At 47.2% G+C, this 18,429-nt stretch carries 19 protein-coding genes; 8 read left to right on the top strand and 11 right to left on the bottom strand.

Translation table 11 applies throughout. The annotated features are described in order from the left end of the window. Positions 1 to 21: 21 nt before the first annotated feature. Complete coding sequence (locus BTA51_RS13930; protein WP_094708184.1) at positions 22 to 1,896, bottom strand: hypothetical protein; 1,875 nt, start codon at positions 1,894 to 1,896, stop codon at positions 22 to 24. Positions 1,897 to 1,943: 47 nt separating this feature from the next. Next, positions 1,944 to 2,249, bottom strand: a complete 306-nt coding sequence (locus BTA51_RS13925) for a hypothetical protein (RefSeq protein WP_141215598.1) — start codon at positions 2,247 to 2,249, stop codon at positions 1,944 to 1,946. Positions 2,250 to 2,576: 327 nt separating this feature from the next. On the opposite strand from BTA51_RS13925, the gene BTA51_RS13920 reads away from it, so the two are divergent. Then, a complete protein-coding gene (locus BTA51_RS13920; RefSeq protein WP_094708180.1) occupies positions 2,577 to 3,377 on the top strand; it encodes a hypothetical protein in 801 nt (266 codons plus the stop codon). Between the two features lie 78 nt (positions 3,378 to 3,455). Here the strand turns inward: BTA51_RS13920 and BTA51_RS13915 are convergent, their stop codons facing one another. Then, positions 3,456 to 4,625 (bottom strand): glycoside hydrolase family 5 protein, encoded by a 1,170-nt coding sequence (locus BTA51_RS13915; RefSeq protein WP_094708178.1) that lies wholly within the window; start codon positions 4,623 to 4,625, stop codon positions 3,456 to 3,458. Positions 4,626 to 5,121: 496 nt separating this feature from the next. Continuing rightward, positions 5,122 to 6,078 carry an aldo/keto reductase gene (locus BTA51_RS13910; protein WP_094708176.1) on the bottom strand — a complete coding sequence of 319 codons (957 nt, stop codon included), beginning with the start codon at positions 6,076 to 6,078 and terminating at the stop codon, positions 5,122 to 5,124. A 197-nt stretch (positions 6,079 to 6,275) separates the two neighbouring features. Here BTA51_RS13910 and BTA51_RS13905 point away from each other — a divergent pair, with 197 nt between their 5' ends. Both BTA51_RS13905 and BTA51_RS13900 read left to right on the top strand, forming a co-directional pair. Further along, positions 6,276 to 7,166: an AraC family transcriptional regulator gene (locus tag BTA51_RS13905; RefSeq protein WP_094708174.1), complete on the top strand. Its 891-nt coding sequence runs from the start codon at positions 6,276 to 6,278 to the stop codon at positions 7,164 to 7,166. A 338-nt stretch (positions 7,167 to 7,504) separates the two neighbouring features. Then, positions 7,505 to 8,914 carry a tetratricopeptide repeat protein gene (locus BTA51_RS13900; protein WP_094708172.1) on the top strand — a complete coding sequence of 470 codons (1,410 nt, stop codon included), beginning with the start codon at positions 7,505 to 7,507 and terminating at the stop codon, positions 8,912 to 8,914. Between the two features lie 313 nt (positions 8,915 to 9,227). On the opposite strand, the gene BTA51_RS13895 is transcribed toward BTA51_RS13900, so the two are convergent. From BTA51_RS13895 to BTA51_RS13875, 5 genes are all read right to left on the bottom strand, one after another. After that, a complete protein-coding gene (locus tag BTA51_RS13895) occupies positions 9,228 to 9,461 on the bottom strand; it encodes a hypothetical protein (RefSeq protein ID WP_094708170.1) in 234 nt (77 codons plus the stop codon). Then, positions 9,454 to 9,930: a hypothetical protein gene (locus BTA51_RS13890; RefSeq protein WP_094708168.1), complete on the bottom strand. Its 477-nt coding sequence runs from the start codon at positions 9,928 to 9,930 to the stop codon at positions 9,454 to 9,456. Before BTA51_RS13890 ends, BTA51_RS13895 begins: the two co-directional genes overlap by 8 nt. Before the next feature lie 239 nt (positions 9,931 to 10,169). After that, a complete protein-coding gene (locus BTA51_RS13885) occupies positions 10,170 to 10,748 on the bottom strand; it encodes a hypothetical protein (RefSeq protein WP_094708166.1) in 579 nt (192 codons plus the stop codon). Positions 10,749 to 10,827: 79 nt separating this feature from the next. After that, a complete protein-coding gene (locus tag BTA51_RS13880) occupies positions 10,828 to 11,148 on the bottom strand; it encodes a hypothetical protein (protein ID WP_094708164.1) in 321 nt (106 codons plus the stop codon). Between the two features lie 190 nt (positions 11,149 to 11,338). Further along, positions 11,339 to 12,238, bottom strand: coding sequence for a LysR substrate-binding domain-containing protein (locus BTA51_RS13875; protein ID WP_246841039.1), 900 nt, complete (start codon positions 12,236 to 12,238; stop codon positions 11,339 to 11,341). Positions 12,239 to 12,364: 126 nt separating this feature from the next. Between BTA51_RS13875 and BTA51_RS13870 the strand changes: the two genes are divergently transcribed. The 3 genes from BTA51_RS13870 (at position 12,365) to BTA51_RS13860 (ending at position 15,530) form a co-directional block, all read left to right on the top strand. Then, a complete protein-coding gene (locus BTA51_RS13870; RefSeq protein WP_094708160.1) occupies positions 12,365 to 13,678 on the top strand; it encodes a D-serine ammonia-lyase in 1,314 nt (437 codons plus the stop codon). A gap of 251 nt (positions 13,679 to 13,929) precedes the next feature. After that, positions 13,930 to 14,616 carry a hypothetical protein gene (locus tag BTA51_RS13865; protein ID WP_094708158.1) on the top strand — a complete coding sequence of 229 codons (687 nt, stop codon included), beginning with the start codon at positions 13,930 to 13,932 and terminating at the stop codon, positions 14,614 to 14,616. Positions 14,617 to 14,876: 260 nt separating this feature from the next. Further along, a complete protein-coding gene (locus tag BTA51_RS13860) occupies positions 14,877 to 15,530 on the top strand; it encodes a hypothetical protein (RefSeq protein ID WP_094708156.1) in 654 nt (217 codons plus the stop codon). A gap of 187 nt (positions 15,531 to 15,717) precedes the next feature. Here the strand turns inward: BTA51_RS13860 and BTA51_RS13855 are convergent, their stop codons facing one another. Both BTA51_RS13855 and BTA51_RS13850 read right to left on the bottom strand, forming a co-directional pair. Further along, entirely contained in the window at positions 15,718 to 16,113 is a 396-nt protein-coding gene (locus BTA51_RS13855; RefSeq protein WP_141215597.1) for a hypothetical protein, read from the bottom strand. A gap of 30 nt (positions 16,114 to 16,143) precedes the next feature. Then, positions 16,144 to 16,791 carry a hypothetical protein gene (locus BTA51_RS13850; RefSeq protein ID WP_094708152.1) on the bottom strand — a complete coding sequence of 216 codons (648 nt, stop codon included), beginning with the start codon at positions 16,789 to 16,791 and terminating at the stop codon, positions 16,144 to 16,146. Between the two features lie 392 nt (positions 16,792 to 17,183). On the opposite strand from BTA51_RS13850, the gene BTA51_RS13845 reads away from it, so the two are divergent. Together BTA51_RS13845 and BTA51_RS13840 are read left to right on the top strand one after the other, a co-directional pair. Continuing rightward, entirely contained in the window at positions 17,184 to 17,477 is a 294-nt protein-coding gene (locus tag BTA51_RS13845) for a hypothetical protein (protein WP_094708150.1), read from the top strand. Positions 17,478 to 17,892: 415 nt separating this feature from the next. Further along, entirely contained in the window at positions 17,893 to 18,285 is a 393-nt protein-coding gene (locus BTA51_RS13840; protein ID WP_094708512.1) for a DUF4288 domain-containing protein, read from the top strand. Positions 18,286 to 18,429 lie beyond the last annotated feature (144 nt).

Raw genomic sequence — 18,429 nt, 5'->3', positions numbered from 1 at the left:
TGTATTTAAAACTCCCTATCTTCAATGTTCTCTATTTTCAAAGCTGCCACCGTTGTTCAGCCATAGCGCAATATCCGTGGCGAATCCCTGGGCATAATCGTGATAGAGAAGATTCGGAAGCCTGCCTTTGCGGATGTTGCCACCACGCTGAAGTTGTTCCATGTTTTTCCAGAGTTCACTATTGGCACTGGCGGCCATCGTCAGAATGGATATACCAATCCCCGCTCCACAGGCAATAGCCTGTTCTGTATCCTGAGTCAGAGTCCAGGACAGAAGAAAGAGATCGCCTCCGTGATTCTCTGGGTTTTCCAGCTTGCCTAATTGATCGTTGATCATCACTTCCAGATCCGGCGTTCCGGTGTAATGGTCAAATACCGTCAGGTCTGCTGTTTCTGAGGTGGGATAATCCCGGTAACTGTATATCCCCTTGCCCGCGTATTTCTGGTGTAGGGCAGCACTGAGGTTGTCAAAAACAGCCACCACCCTTCCCCCTCGGGCCGTCATGATATTCAACGGAGTGGCCGCAAGCGGCATCGGGCCAGTGTATAGATGCCCATCCAACGCGGTCAGAACTTCAGAGCAAAGCCGGTCCATTTCTTCTTCGGTAAAATCAGCGCCATCCTTGTCCCGGTTCAAATAGTGAGAGAACTTTAATATGACCAGTTCGGAGGAGCGCGCCATAAAAATCTTCACGTCCGCCAGCGCAGTATCCAGTCCCGGTCCGTCACACCCCAGCAAAGGATTGGTATTGAAATGCCCGGTGGAGAGTTTCCCCTGGAATATCACCGGCCTGACATCAAAATAGCGGACACCGTTATTTAGCTGCCCGAGATAGGATGCGGTTTGCGTCTGTGTGTTACAGCTGTTCGCCCCAAAAGGCCCCAGCGCCGTACAGTTATTGACTTCATACATGGAAGCGTCATGGGCAGCCGGTAGCATCACTTCTTTCAGGCTCCTGCCTCCAATCACCGGCATGCTGTTCTTCATCCAATCGCTTCGGTCAATGAACAGTGATGCGGAAGACATCAGGTCAGTACCATCCATATGGCTTTCCACTACCTGTGTTCCATTAAAACCGATGCAAGGCAGACTGCCGTCATTGCTGAATTTCTCGCTCCCACCAATCCATTCAATGGTTTTCTTGCCCAGATTCAATCGCCCAATCCGTTTCCACAGTGTGTTGAAAGTCTGCGACTGATGAATCTCGATGACCCAGAAATCATCGGTCAGAACCACCGATGGATGTGAGCCGGAGTCATATTGATAGCTCTCGCCCCATTCAATGGTCTTGTTATCCTGATTGACCGTGCCTACGTGGTACCAGAGATTGGTGGATAATCCGTCAGACTGGTGAACCTCCACCAGCACGCCATGACTGTTAATCGCTACCGAAGGGGTCTGGCCGGTATCGTATTGTCGGCTACCGCCCCATTCCACTGATTTATTATCGGGGTTCACTTTCCCCACGTGATACCACAGGTTGCTGGATATGCCGTCAGCCTCATGAACTTCCACCACAATACCGGAAGAATTCATGGCAACGCGGGGAAATTTCCCTGTATCGTATTTCTGGCTCCCTCCCCAGGAAATGGACATGTTGTCAGAATTGACGACACCCACGTGATACCACATGTTGTTGGAAAATCCGTCTGATTCATGGACCTCAACGATCACGCCTTTATTGTTCAAGGTAATGCAGGGATAGCGGCCGGTGTCATACTGCCTGCTCTCCCCAAAGGCCGTATAGCCTCCCTCCAGACTCCCAACCTGATACCACAATGTTTCGCTGGCCTGCGACTGATGAACATCGATAACTATCTGACTGGTATTGGTGGCGATACTGGGGTAGATACCTTTGCCATATGCGCGGGCAAATCCTATTGCGACATCTCTCATAAGCGTGCTTCCTGTCAGCCTGATGATGGTGATGAATCCTATGGATCTCAGGCGAATAGCAAGGACTTCATGGACAAAGGTGAGTTCTTGTTATTCATGCCGTATTGATTATTCATATTGTATTTTTCGTATTGATAGATCGGACCCGGCTTGCTATTCGGACCACAGGGGTCCGCCTGGTCACGCTCTACGGTTCGAGCAATATGGTTTTTGAATTTCAGGCGCTGGCTGGATTTGGAATGCTGGACACACAACGAAGTGAAAGCGGTACTTTCCCTGGGAACGTTACCACTGCCTTGCGGATACATCCTTCTGACATTGCACATGACAGTCTTTTCCTTTTTCCATTCCATGGCGCGACTGCAGCTTCGAGCTATTTATCGGTTTACACATTTGCTTACCGGTGAAGACATTATCCACCTGTGAAGACATCGTTACCGATAAGGAGTTATTTACCGATGAAGACATCGTTCACCGGTGCATACAGTTAAGGTTTAGATCATTAGTATCGGCGATGCAAATTCCCCAACGGAAATTTTGCTGCCCATTCCCGGTTTCAGGCAAAAACGACTACACTCGAAATATCGGGACATATTTTCATATTGGAAACACGGCCAAGGAGTGGGTTCATTTTTCAATCGGCTGCAGCTATCTGTTTCAAAACTGCAGGAAGAATGGTCATGAAAACCCCAATCGCATTACTGGTCTTGAGCAGCGTACTTTTGTGCCATACCGCGACAGGTAAAGAACAGTCTCAACGTGAGTTGATCATCGGTATCAGTTTTTCCATTCCGCCTTATGTGATTGCGGAGGAAAATTCGGGGCTGGAATTGGAAATCCTGCGTCAGAGCTTTGCTATCAAGGGGTACACGGTTCTCCCCTCCTACCTTCCCCTTGCACGTACCTTTATGAGTTTTGAGGAGGGCAGTCTGGATGGTGTTTTAAACGTCAAACCGGGAATGGTCAAAGGACACTACAGTGACGTTGTCATCACCTTTCGCAATCAGGCGGTCAGCCTGAAAGACAGGGAGCTTTCAATCAACCGATTGGAAGACCTTTCACAGATCAGTGTCGTGGCCTTTCAAAAGGCCACCGTCATACTTGGACACGGTTTTGCCTCTGCCGTGCAATACAACAGCGACTACAACGAGGTTGCAGACCAATCGCTACAGGTAAAACAACTTTTCAGACATCGAACAGACGTCATTATTCTGGAGAAGAGGATCTTCCTGTACTTTAGACGCTGGCTTTATGACCGGGCCAATACGCTCGGCGGGGACTATATCGTCAAACAAAAGGACTTGCTGCGTCCTGTGATTTATCACGACATATTCCCTCCGTCCGAGTATCGCTTTGCGTTCCTTTCCCAGCAGGTTCGGGATGATTTCAACGAAGGTCTTCAGGTGATCCGGGACAACGGCACCTACGACCGCATTCTGAAAAAATATGAGGAAGATCTGGAATTGCCTGCCGGAGACTGAGTCATACGGTCCCTGGCAGGCAATCAGTCTCAGACAAGCAATCAAGTTCAGACAAGCAATTTTGACAGATAAGGGTTTCTAAAGACGCTTACGAATGATGTCAAAGAGCTCGCTGGATTCCCGCTTTATAGGATCCGGCTCACCATTCTCCATGGCATCCCAGTATTTCCAGTGCACCTTTTTCGTTCCGAGTTCGTAATCCATCTGGTCCCAGCTGTCTTCCCGAAACGCATAGAAAGCCCAATGCAGATTACGACTGTCAGCGGCTTCCAGAACATCTTTCAGATATTCTCCACAACCTGGAATCGTCCTGGCACAACCAAACTCCCCCATCACCATCCGATTGACCGGAACTCCCGACTTTTTCGCCCATTCAACAGGCATGGAAAGATAGGAATCTACTTGCTCCCGCCCCCAAGGCATAAGTTCCTCCCCGAACGGAATATTCCCCGGGTACACATAGCGGTTTTCTCTTTTGATGTTAGGAGAACTGGTGAAATCATAGGGCTCATACATATGAAAGGAATAAAGAAGATTTGTGTCTTCAAGCCCTGACGGCCAATAGGAAAAAGCATCCGCCGCAGCGTACCAGCCCGCATCCAGCATCACCGCTACATCCTGATCAACCTGTCGTATCGTTTTGACCAATGACTGGTAGAACAAACGCAGGTCTCGCGAACCTCCCTGCTGCTTCTTATACCACTGCACCATTTCATCAGTATCGGCATGCTCTTTAAGGTCGCTCTTACGTTCCGGTGCGGGTTCGTTAACAAGGTTGAAGGCTGCAATGGCCGGATGCCCTTTCAAGGCCGTTGCGAGATCTCTCCAGAAGCGATTGGCATCGTTCCAATGATTCTTGTCCGACCAGAGCCGGTCATCAAAAACACCATTATTGTTCTGCGACCAGCGCATATAGGGTAAAGACAGCGGTGCAATAACCACTTTCAGATTTGCCTTGTGCGCCCGGTCCAGCACCGCCTTAAGCTGAGCCAGATCGGCACCGTTCAACGACTGGTAATGATCAGCATTGTCGAGCAGAAAATCCCGGCCTTCAGAAGGCCATTTGTCATAAGACAACCGCACCCAGGTAGCACCATAGGCAGCGAGAGCATCAAAGTACTCCTGCGTCGGTGGAAGCCGGTTAAAGCTGTTTGCACCATGCTGCGGGGAATCCCAGAAGCTCGCCGCTTCAGCTCTGATGAAACAGGAAAATAGAATGAGTGAAATAAATACTACGCGTCGAAGCACTAATTAAAATCTCCATATTTTTGAAATAGGGCGACAGCCAAAGGGGGAACGATAGGCGAAATTTCGCTAATAAAATATCGGTATTTCTGCTGCTGTTTTGCGATATTTTATTAAAACTTGGTTATTAAGGGTGTCTGAGTTAACTGTCATGATACTTCGATGAGAATTGCCAGAGTCAGGCGTTGAGAGATTGAAACCGGTCAATAACCGAAATGATAACGGGGCCGGTGACGTGCGACGCCATCAGCCCCTTTTTATGACAGGTGGTTAGCCTGCATCTTCATGCATTATTTCAGCAATGATGGATGGCCGGTTTATTCCGGCACAGTAAGAACCATAGTCCCCGGCGAGGGTCCTGTCCTTGATTTACATCAACTGACACTTTTTAGGATTTTGATGCTAATTGACGATCTGATAGTTAATAGCTAACGGAGGCCAGAAAGAAACAAAGCCCCCATCTGTATCACCTAAACACCATCCTACTTCACGAATGTCCTTAATACCTTGTTCCCGTTGCCGCATCTATCGGGAATGCTTCGTTGATAAGAAGTAAATCTTCGTCGTTTAAAGTCACACCAAGCGTACCGAGATTCTGCTCCAGATAACGACGGCGTTTGGTTCCTGGAATAGCAATAACGTCGTCGCCCTGTGCCAGTACCCACGCCAGGGCTAACTGGGCAGGTGTAACCTTCATACGCTGGGCAATCTCTGTAATTCGATCAAGTAGATTCAGGTTCTTAATAAAGTTTTCGCCCTGGAATCGTGGATTGGTCCGTCGCCAGTCATCCTCAGCCAAGTCTTCAAATGTTTTAATCTGACCCGTTAAAAAACCGCGCCCAAGGGGGCTATAGGCCACAAAGCTGATACCCAGCTCACGGGTTGTGGGCAGAATGCCCTGCTCCGGTTCTCGACTCCATAGAGAGTATTCGGTTTGTACTGCGCTAATCGGATGAACCGCGTGCGCTCTGCGAAGCGTATCTGAATCAACTTCGCACAGACCCAGGTTACGAACTTTTCCTGCCTGTACCAGCTCAGCCATGGCGCCCACGGTTTCCTCTATGGGAACCTGCGGGTCAACGCGATGCTGGTAATAGAGATCAATATGATCAACTCCCAGCCGTTTTAGTGAAGCATCACAAGCGGAGCGCACATAATCAGGCCAGCCATTCAGCCCCAGAATCTCACCAGACTCATTACGCACGACCCCAAATTTTGTTGCCAGAACCACCTTGTCACGGCGATCAGCGATAGCATTGCCGACCAGTATTTCATTCGTCCAGGGGCCATACATATCCGCCGTATCTAAAAGATTCACCCCCAGCTCAATAGCGCGATGCAAAGTCGCCACCGGCTCAGCTTCTGTTGTAGAACTATAGAAGTCCGACATTCCCATACAACCCAGCCCAATCGCGGAAATCTCGATATCACTGTGTCCGAGTTTACGGTATTTCATTGTTACGCCCTCTTAAGATCGTGACTCGTTAACAACCGTTAGCATTGAATCTATCTGCTGAGGTAAATCTTAAGTAATCCCGCCTTCTACATGCCTGCCAAATCTTCCAAGAGTCATGCCCAATTCTCCAGAACACTCGATAAATATATAACAGCGACATCTGCTTACACTATACTTTAGCGAGTGAGGAACCATACATGACACTATCAAACATCATATCCCAGACATCTAAATATATTGATTTTAGTGCTGATACCCCAGTGGATCAGGTGTCGCCCATGCCGGGTTTGATCCTGTTAAAAAGCAGCCGGACAACTGAGCTGGCAGCATCAATCTATCATCCGGTCATTTGCTTAATTCTCCAGGGAGCAAAAGAAACAACAGTTGGCGAAAGAACCCTGAGTTTCGCTGCTGGTGAATCACTTATTGTAAGCCACACAGTCCCTGTCATTTCACGCATCACCAGAGCTAGCGACAAGGAACCCTACCTTGCCATGATTCTGGAGATCGACCTCGGCATTCTGCGCGCGCTTTATCATGAGATTGAAGAGATACCTGCAGATAAGGAGTCATCAACTGCATTGAATGTGGATACCGCAGGAGAAGACTTGCTGAACGCCATGTCACGTTATCTGGCGCTGGCTGACCGGGGAGTTGAAAAGAAGGTCATGGCACCGCTGCTGCTTAAAGAGATTCATTTCCGGTTGCTTATGGCGCCGCACGGTAAGATGTTACGCAGGCTTTTAGAGCACGACAGTTATGCCAGCCAGATCAGCAGGGCTATAGCTCACCTTAGAGATCATTTCAGGCAACCGCTTTCAATGCCTATGCTGGCTAAGAATACGGGGATGAGTGAATCATCATTTTATGCGAACTTTAAAAAGGTGACGGAAACCACACCATTACAATATCAGAAAGAGATGCGCCTAATAGAAGCGCAGCGTTTACTCCGGAATGGTCATTCATCCGTGTCGTCGGTTGCATTTGAAGTAGGATATGAAAGCCCCACACAATTCAGCCGAGAGTACTCTCGTAAATTCGGAGTCCCGCCAAGCGAGGAAATGGCGAGTGTGCGGGTAAGCGTATGAGATAGATGCCCTGCTTATACAGGGTCAATAAAAAGGCCTATTGGCTTGGCCGAGTGCTCACTGGGAACCGATATAACCACCCTCACCTATCTAGCTGACGTTAGACCAGTTCCAATTGCTCACCTCCAATTGCTCATCTTCAATTGCTCACCTCCAAAAAAACTGAGTGTCCATTTTTCTTGCCTGTCTCCTTTTTTGAATTGCCCTCTCAAGATTTGAAGCAGATACCACAATTCCGATCAAAAGCCCTGACAAAACACTCCGTTCAGTATTGGTTAAGCCACAATTCGATATAACTTAGCCACCTCCAAATCAATCGGAAAAGAAGTTACAGGAAGATGCAGTTAATCAAACTATCGCGGGTACTGATGTCAGTTTTACTGGTTGCAACCGTCTCAGGTTGCGCCCACCACAACCTGATGGAGGCCGGGGAAGATTATACTTCCCAGGGGCGTTATGAGCTGGCCATGCAGGCCTACCAGAAAGCGCTCAAGCTGGAACCCGACGATCAGGAAACTATGGATCAGTTTTCTCAGAGCCGTGACCGGTTCAACCAATGGCTCACCAGCGTCCGGCAAGCAGCAGATAAATCCTATGCCCAAGACCATCGAGGGAAAGCCATGCTGCTGTATGGCAAAATTGCCGATGCCACTCAGGACCCCACTGCATTAACCAGATACAACGAAATACATCAGGAGATGGCAGATAATCATCAGCTCTATATTCAGCTGGAGAAAGATCCAATTTTATTTGGCAATTACTTGGGCGAAGAAATCAATGGCCTGACCCTCGTCCATGGATCGATAAGCCATACCCCTGAAACCTCAAGCGTGTACATTCAACGGGGCCCTGTTCGTTTTCACTACCAGGAAACGGAATCACCGGAAGTCGGACAATACGTCAGTGGCCAGGTACCCGTGGATAATCCGGAGTATGCGAGCCTACAGCAGGAAGCCTCCATGCATCGCCATCGCGTTGAACATGAGCGCAACCAATTGATGACCTACCGGCAAGACCAAAAAGACCTTGGCAGAGAACGTCGCAGCCTGGAAAAAGATCTTCGAGTGGTTGAAAACAAACTCAGCAAGCTTGATCCCGCAACATCTGAGTATCAGCAGAAAAAGCTGGAGCAGGAAGATCTGCGTTCTAAGATTTCAGGTCTGAACGACCGGATCAGATGGACCAAGGACAAAATCCATGAACAACGCAGGGATGTCGATCATGCTGAGCGCGAGCTGGAAGACATACTCACCGGCTTCGATCGCATTCCTCCAACAATTTGGGAGGATGTCATTTCAGACTATCACTATACCCGCTACATTCTGAGCAAGACGGCTGAATCCACATTGATTGTCGACATTGATGGCAGACGTCGGGAAGTTCCCCTTGAAGTGGTTTCGGAAGACGACCACTACCCCGACCACCCAACCATTAGCCTGGCCGGAAAATCCGCAAACCTGGAGTCCGATCAGGCGATGACCCAACGGTTGAATAATGAGGCGCGAACCACCGCAGAGAATCAATTGAAGTCCATGGTATACCAACATAAGCAAGGTCTGCTGGCTCTGGCAAATCAAGCCAATGACAGCGAAGAACGCCTCACCGGCTGGGTGGCTCATGGCATAGCCGGCAATCCCGGAGTGGAAAATGACGTAGCAAGTAAAATGCGAGCCCACCTGGAGCTGGAATTTGGGAAAGCAGGAGAGTTTGATATCAACCACCTGCTGACGCTCTATCCCACGTTCTAACAGGACCATAACCGCTTCTTGCATATAACGGAGTATAGAGAGCAAAAATATCCTATTTTTATCACTTGTAGGGGCGGACCTATGTGTCCGCCCATCGGGTTTACAGGCAACGTTAGGTTGGCAGGCCTGCTCCACGGATTACCTCAAGTCGCTAACTAAATATCAGTAGCACAAAACCACCCAGACTGTAAGTGATTAAAGAATGAGTTCTTAACCGCCTCTCTGCAAATACACAGTCAAAGATCCCCCCACCACCAATATGATCTGTTCCCATTTCAAACTCAGTTGGGTGTTCATTGTTTCTGTTTGCATATCACAAATTCTTCTTAATCAAAGACTCGTACTCAGGGTAATTACTCCCGGGAGTCCGCATAGCAATATAAGCTTCTTTTAAATTTTCGGCAGCTTGATCGTAAGATAGAAGTAACTCTTGAATTTCCGCTTTATCCCTAACCGTTTCAGACTCTAAAAGCCCTTCGAAATATTCAATTTGCTTCTGAACGGATTGTATACAGACCAAAATGGTCGACAAATCTAAATTAGACATTAATCAACAACCTTTTACGGGACTCAGCGTTTCTTGCGAGAATATCCAAAAGCTGAATGAATTGATGTTTAGGCATGTCATAGTTAGGGCTAATAGAATAATGAGTAGCATTAAATCGCTTATTGAAGCTGTCTTTTGTAATAATTAACCCATTCGGTATTTCCGTGCCTTCCGGTATTTCAAAGTAGGTCCAATTAGACTCACCAAATGCCCCTGGGCGATCAAACAACGAAGTCCCCTGACCCAAAACAGACTTCACAACTTCAACACCATTTTCAAGCTTTACAACTTCAACATCTGGAGCCCTTAATACCCCAGCTCTTATTTCTCGCTCCTCGAAGTCCGGATAAAATGGATTCCTGCTTTTGGAGCTCTTGTGAAGTGACCGCCATAGATAAAGCTTTAGACTACCGACATATATCCGATCCAGTTGCCCTCTTGATATCAACAAATTTTCGATGGTCTTCATTTTCACTCTCCTTAGTGTTAGTAGTGGTGGTGCCTCAACGCACGTAGTCATAGGCATCGAGTATTACCTCACCATTATGCTTTGCAAAAGCATAGAAGATGCCTCATACATACTAAGGGGACATCCATATAACTGGCCAGTCAAACTGGTGAATGGTTGAGGAATGCCTCCTCAACCACTTCTGACTATATCTCACTCTAATACAGAGGGATGACCCAAGATTTTTTCAACTTTCCACTTTAAATATCAAACGCCCTTCGTGCTGCACCTTTGCTAACCATACGACGCTCCTCTACCCGTTTCATAAACCATACTTCATTGGTTTGGCAGACTTCACAAGGCAGGGCAAATATACCGGCAGGGTTATTGCTCGGATCGGGATATGGGTTGGCATTATTTCCCCACCATATCGTGCTCATGCCAGTCATCCTATCGCCAAATCCAGAGGCTGCCTCTAAAGCTTTAGGTTCTGCGCAATGGCGCCCACCCTGCACATGATAATGATCTTGTGTGGCCATCCCTGAGTTGAGAGGATTCACCACTCCATTGGCTCCGGAAAAATGAACAATGGTATAAGCCACGCCGCCGTATATACCATGACCAGCCAAATTATTAATGGCCGTTCTAAGCGCCCCTTGAACAACTCTAGGTCCAGAAGTTGAAATAATGGCTCTCCGAGGCACATCGACGTCTCCAGTGACAACGACCGTTATCATGCATCGATTGGCTCCTCCACTAGCAACTCCTGCTGCTGTCAGTTGCGCATGCAAGTTTCTGATAATTGCATCACTGGCTCTGGTTCGTGGGGGGAAATTCATCTTTGTCTCCTTTAGATGTAATGGCATAACGCCTCTAGCATTGGGGCAAAGGCCCCAACACCTTCCTGTCTGTGATTTACTACTTGCGAATAATAAGGTCGCCTCCGGCCAGCGATACCTGCCGCCCATCAAACCTTACTTCCTCCCAATCTGCAGGATTAGAAGACTCATTTTCGTGAACCACCAAATAGCAAAAATTTGGATTCTCCGTTTCTGGTAATACACTAACAAGCGACCCAGAGTTGATGCCATACATTTCGCATAAATGTAGCTGGCCAATAGCATTTTTGATGAGATTGATTTTGCCGATATGCTCCGCCTTAGCTTCAAGCGAATCAAATTCTTCAATTTGCTCAAGCTGTTGTAGATAGCTGGTTAGGTTTTCTATTGCTGGATTCATAATCTTTTAGACACCAAAAATATTAACGGGATATCCAAATACTACCCTTCCACCCGTACACAAATAAGGCAGCTTGTTATATGACAGAGTACAAGCCCCCTTATACTAAGCAAGCTCTCAGCTACCTGCTGACTTGCAAAATTGACCATGCATTCTCACTCAATTCGGGAAGCTGAAGTGGCAGCAGCAACTACACTTTGCTCAACAACCAGTCTCTCAACACGCCGACACTATGGCTGATCGCTTTGCCCTTAGGGGTGACCAGGTAATAGTTGCAACAGGAAGGCACCGCAGGAAGTGGAGCGATGAGGCGACCGCTGGCCAGTTCTTCTTTTACCAGGGAACCTCGCGCAAGCGCTACTCCAAGGCCTGCATCAGCAGCCGCTATGGCCATATCAGACCGATTAAAATAATGTCCCTGCCGGCTGGATACATCCGTCAATCCTGACTGGTCCAGCCAGTACCGCCACTCTGCGTCTCGTGGTGCATCTGACCAGGGCATCGCATCATGTAATAACGAAACGCTATCCCAGATTTTGGGGTCTTGCCAGTTAGCCCCCTTCATGTACTCAGGACTGATGACCGGCAACAAGATTTCTTCCACCAGCAACGTCGCATCAAAGTTCTGATACTCGCCTTTGCTGTAATCAATGGCCAGGTCAAAGCTCGCCGTACTCAGATTAAGCAACGCAGCCTCTGCATAAGTTTCAATCTTTATATCGGGATTGTTGAGATTGAATTCCTTGAGCATAGGAATCAGCCATTTAAAAACAAATGAAGGCGTAGATGTAAGCCTGACGGCGGTATCAATAGAATTCACCTGTAGACGCTCAACCGTCTGCCTGATGGCCTCAATCGATTGCCGTGTCACGGTCAATAACTCGTTTCCTTTGGCTGTCAACCGGATACCTGATGGGCGACGCTCGAACAGCTTAATTCCGAGCTGCTCTTCCAACTTACGAATTTGTTGGCTCACGGCACCCGTAGTGACATATAGCTCTCTGGCGGCAGCGGAAAAGCTTAACAGTCTGCCGCAGGCCTCAAAATAGATCAGCATGGAAAAGGTACGCACACCGAGTCCTGACATCATTATCCATCCAATTATTGTTTAGCCAGACTAAACAGCTATTGAGATTCTATCGTTTGCTTTCTGAGCAACAGCAACCCAGAATTTCCATAGCTTCTTAATACAAATGACAGCTAGTTTGGATAAGCAATGAGAACTCTCAGTATCACCCAAGACGAACGTAAAATCATCCAGAGTAGCCAGCCTATAGTGTGGCTAAACGAAAATTATCAAAATCCTGTTTCGGCTTCTGCCACACCGGAAGTAGATGAATTCTACGAGGCAGAAGCTCGCCTCAAGCGATGTGCACCGCTGCTACAGAGACTGTTCCCCGAACTCGAACCCAGCCACGGGCTTATTGAGTCTTCACTGATAAAAGCCGATCGACTCAACAGCAAGATCAATCCACTGGGCGGTTCGCTGTTCCTGAAAGCTGACCATGACCTGCCGGTGGCAGGCTCCATCAAAGCCCGCGGTGGTATTCATGAAGTACTTTGCTTTGCTGAAGCACTGGCACTAAAGCATGGAATCCTTGAGAACAAAGACAGTGACTATTGTGTGCTCGCCTCCGAGCCAGCTCGCGGACTGTTTTCACAATACACCGTCACGGTGGGCAGTACCGGCAACCTGGGTCTAAGCATCGGCATCATAGGCTCTGCGTTGGGCTTTAAGACAGTCGTACACATGTCATCGGATGCAAAACAATGGAAAATGGAACGTCTTAGAAGGCGTGGGGTACGGGTCGTTGAGCACAACACCGATTATGGCGCTGCGCTAGAGGCCGGGCGCCTTGAGGCCAATGCTGACCCGAACAGCTATTTTATTGATGACGAACGATCTCCCAACCTTTTCATGGGGTACGCCGTTGCGGCCAAACGCCTCCAGGCACAGCTGGAAGCTCTAAACATTAAGGTGGATGCCGACCATCCCCTATTTGTGTATCTACCCGCCGGTGTGGGCGGCGCACCAGGCGGCATAACCTACGGTCTTAAAAAGATTTTCAATGACAATGTTCACTGCTTCTTTGCTGAGCCGGTACAGGCACCCTGCATGCTGCTGGGTATGGCCGGTGAACCGGATACCGCTCCCACATCCATCTACGAATTCGGTTTAAAGAACGACACAGATGCTGATGGGCTGGCTGTCGGCACCGCATCACAGTGGGTGTGCGACGCCACGCGGAACCTCTTGTCAGGTGTGTATACGGCGACAGACGAGCAGCTTTACCAACAGCTATACCTGCTAAAAACCCTGGAAAATATCGAAGTTGAACCCTCTGCGGCCATCGGCTGCCTCGGTCCGGCAATGCTGATGACCGAGGCTGGACAGAAGTATTTAGAATCCCATCACCTCACCCATCGCCTGGAAAATAGCGTGCATATTCCCTGGCTGACGGGAGGCTCTTTTGTTCCTGATGAGGAGTACCAACGTTATCTCGCAAAAGCTGTAAAACTCTCTACTTGAAAACGATATAGAGGCTCTCATCATGGTCCGGCCGCGTATATAGACTGGATACCAAACTGGAAGTCCCTCCCTAAAATAACGGTCAGATTTAGTGATGGGCATTTCAGATATATTTAGTATGATGAACATGGCAATAAGTTCACCGAAGTATCACAGACGTTCAGGAAGATTACGGGTGATCCCACTGGCGCTATTTTCAAAAAACAATTCGGTGGAAGACATATCTGAATCGACAAAAGGAAGGAGTTCTTATGTCTGGAGAGTTAGAGGCGAAAAATCACGCGGATGCGGTACTAAACGCCTATAAGATAAATTATCTGCCTTTAAACAAGAAAGGGTTAACTGTCGACGGTATCGGGCTTATGTTGCCTGATCCTGACATGCCGCTGGGGGTTATTCTAAAGAAAGATAGCAACTTCATCGTCTTGCTTGGTGAACAACATAGTACGGATACGGTGGTGCCGCTTGAACCCAGTGATCAGGCTTTGATGATTGCAGGTGCCAAAGCAGTGGTCACGGCCATCGGCAAAGTTGCTAGCAAACATACGACCATTGCAGCGATCGAACTTCCCATCAAGAATGGATTCATCGTTGGATCAGGAGCTGGACTGACTAAGATGGAGAAGCTTGTCATTTCCGGTACTGACGATAAAAACCTCGGATCGATCAATCACTCTTTGTTTTATTACAAGGCAACGCTCTTGAAAGACGTGGTCATTGCCGAAGGGGAAAATACCGTTGAAGTCGTCGAACAGGATCTGGCGGCCAAGTCAGACGAACGAAATCCGGGAATTGCCGCCCATTTGATACGCGCAGCCTCAAGCGCCAAAGGACCCAGCGTAACCGTGCTACCTGTTGGACTCTCCCACTTGGGAGGAAACAGCATACAGAAGCAACTGGCCATGAAAGGATGGTCCGTCGTGACAAAAATTATCTAACCTGACGAAATAGCTCTGTAGGAGTCTGCTCTAAACCCTGCAATAATTGCCGGGTGTCCAATTCTTTTGTAGGGGCGGACCTATGTGTCCGCCCCTCGGGGTTTACAGACAACGACAGGATGTCCTTTTATTCCTCACCTCCTCCTTTTATTCCTCAGGAGAATGTATCTTCAGAAACTAAAATAAGAAAAACACGCATGCGCGATACACAAATGTTATATGCTGAAAAAAAGCCTATTCACAGATGAGGAGGTGGCAACATGGAATTGATACAAGCAGTAATTGGAGCAATTATAGCTTGGATTGTTCCAAAACTACTTGATCATTTGCTGGCTAAAGGAAAGCAAGAGAGTGGCGCGGGTACAGATCTGGTATCTGCTTTTCCTTGGACAAGATGGTGTGTCGCTCATACGATTGCCGGGGGAGTAGGAGGATTTCTCAGTGGTGTTCTCGGACTCATTGGACTGAATACACCGGGGGGTGTCGGTAATTGGAGTGTTTTCGGTGTGGCGATCGGCATTGCCCAGTGGATTGTTCTTAAACGATACAATAATTTCGGACCCTTTTGGGCAGTCGCTAGTGCTTTGGGGTGGTCAGTTTGGTCTATCTTTCAAGCTGCTCAGGCACCGGGATATTTAGGTTGGTCAGCGGTAGGTTTCGCCGTTGGGATCCTTCAATGGGTTGTTTTGCGACGAGAACGTAATCGAGCGTACTTTTGGGTGCCAGCTAATGTAATAGCCTGGCTAGTCGCAGGAACATTGGGCTTTGCTATAGGCATGGGTTTATTATCTGCACAAGCGCCTTTTTCAACTGCATGGGTGGTCGGATGGTCTGCTGTTGGATTGTTTGGTTCAATAATTCTCGGCTGGTCGCTAAGGCACATGCCCAATAAAGAAGTAAAGCCTTCCACATAAATTACTAACGGGACATCCATATAACTATCGCTGAATGTCCTTTCAATCCGTAACTTGTAGGGGCGGACCTATGTGTCCGCCCAGCGCGGTTTGCAGACAAAACACAAAGAAAAACCTTCATTAAGAGCAGATACAAGCCCCCCTCACCTCTCTAGCCGATGCAATGGAAGGCTGTCCATTTTTCTTCTTACTTTTTTTCCCAGGGATCTAAAACGTCGCTTTCTTTTAAGATTGCCGGCCTACCTAGCAATGATCTTTCAAATGCCTCACAAAGATGTTTAGAAGCGTAAGTATTGAATGCTGGTTCTTTAACACCATTAGAGCGAGATATTTTTGATACAGCATGAGCCATGGTCAGATTTCTTAATTCTCTTTCGGTGATAAGCCCTTTCGCACAACACTCCCACCCATTCTTACCTCTGATTCCGTTGAGCTCTAAATCGTACAGAACATGATCAATTACACTGAGGCTAAGTTCTTCGGCCATCTGCTCCAAATTCATGGCAGATGCCAAATCATCTAAACACTTTTTCAATTCTACTCTATCTGGGCTACGGTTCATGATCTGCCACAACGATTCCATGACTGGAGAATCTGAGTAAACGGCTATGTTTCACCACAGCTTCCACTTTTTCTTTACTCGACGATAACCTACTAACGGAATTTCCTCAGGTTCCAATAAGCTTTCATCAATATAACCCTCTAGCTGATAGCCAAAAAATGCCTTAAGGGCCTCCTCCCCTAGCTCAAGAGGATGGAATGCAAAAGGGTAGTCGGCTTCATCATCTTCCGGATCTGTAGCAGGATGCTTACCTTCCCAAAAGGGAATTTCAAATGGAAGTCTTTCACCGACATCTTCAAGAATGTCACTATCGGGTGAGAGGCTCAAAGCACGCAATAATTTGCCATTTTCCCATTTCGAGAAAGCTAACCAATCAACAGCGCTATGCATCGCATGTGAGAATGCAAACCTTCCCAAAGCACCACCAACAAAACGAGCATCCAATTTCGTTGGAAAATCCAATGCAAATTCCTTTGCAGCGAGTACCGTCACCCCTTCAAAACAACCCGCATATAAAATGTCATCAGGAGGGTTCGTATAAGAAAGACTACCATCCTCTATCGGCTCAAGCTTATCTTTAGGGAAAAGCTCTTTAACCAATTCATCTGTCTTTTCTCGATTTAGATTCGGTACTTGTTTCAATATCCGGGAAGGTTCAGCATCATCCGAACAAACCAGCATCCAGGTTTTAGCCCCCATATTTTTTATCCTTATCGAAAAGTAAGGCCAGAGAGAACTGGCACATTTTACGGCTTTCAAGCGACACAATTTATTATGCACTTATAAAAGCTGAAATAGATGACTCCCACATTTTTTCCTCAGATAAATCTCTCGCTCCAATACTGCTGGCTATCAATTCGATCCGTTTCATTCCGCAGCTTGTAGGGGCGGACCTATGTGTCCGCCCACCGAGGTCTACAGACAATGACGCACAAAAAAATCACCCACCTTCCTCTCTAATAGATGGCTGGTGTCCATTTGGTTGTACATACAGGTCCATTTAAATAACGGGGCCAAGTGGATAGGATATATGCGCATGCGCGTTATACAAATAATGTTAGTTAAAAATATTTGATCAAATTGAGTGAGAAATGAACAAGTATAAAGTGCTTTTAAACGGGCAGAACTTTTTAGTTGAACTTGAAGGTAAAATCGGCAGATTCGGTTTTCTCTCAAATATATTTGTGGAGGCTGAAAACGAAAACGATGCTGAGCAAAAAGCAGTTGAAATGCTGCGACAAAATAAAACACTGTCTTACTCAGTAAAAAATGAGAGAGAAAATCCGCCAATGATCTACGCAGAGGAAATTATAGAAATGGACAATTTCGGCGGAATCGAAACTCCAGACCAGGGCTTAACCTGGTACCCCGAAGAAGAATCATGAGCGACGCGAGTAACTTTGATCTCAAACTGGAGAGGCTCATGGGAACGGCTACCGATAAATGGTTACAGCAATCTTTAGATCTAACTGTGACGTGGTCAACTGCGTTTGATAATCTCTTCTCTTAATTATGCGCAAAGTCAGAAGTAGTTAAGACGGAATACGTTGTTTCTAAGCAAATCCTTCGCACCCATACTTGATGCTTTCAGCGCATTAGAGGATGCAAGTGAATCCGAGAAAGCGAAAGAATCTATGATGCTTCTCGGCCTAATTTCTCGGAATGAAGCAATAAGCGATCAACAGCCAGGTAGTCGTAGAATTCTATAAAGAGTTAACAAGACCAATCACTGCGATAGCTTTTCCGTTGCAGATTCGCCTGCTGCGCGAGAATGCGGCGTTAAATTTAAACGAGGGTAACATGCCAAAGAAATACCGTAACAAAGATGTAAGCTCAGTTGGTTGGTATGTTGCCTCTTACATCGAGAGATCTAAGTATGTTGGTGAAGATGACGCCAACGAGAATAAGCGTTGTGTTGCATGGGAAAATACAATTCTTATTAAAGCATCGAATCCTGATGAGGCGTACGAAAAAGCAATAGAAGAAGCAAATATAGGTAGAGAACCCTACGAAAACTCGGATGGTGAAATGATTCAGTTTGTTTTTGAAGGCTTAACTTCTTTGTTACCCATATACGAAGAGCTCGAACATGGTTCAGAAATCATGTGGACTGAACATGAGAATAAAGCCATAAAAACTATTAAATCTATGGTAAAAAGCAAATCGGAATTGGAAGTATTTTCCAATGAATAACGAACAAAGAGGACAGAGACCCTGTAAATAATTCTGTGTATCTGCCTGGTTATTAAAGATGCTCCGTTAAGCGATCTTCGAACTCGATCATAAATCGGTTCAGCGCTGACTTCCAATTCCTGATCGGCATCGTCCATTTCTTCG

It is taken from the genome of Hahella sp. CCB-MM4 (genome assembly GCF_002260525.1).
In the GTDB taxonomy this organism is placed as follows: Bacteria; Pseudomonadota; Gammaproteobacteria; order Pseudomonadales; family Oleiphilaceae; genus Hahella.
This window is presented reverse-complemented; position numbering and strand designations above follow the sequence as displayed.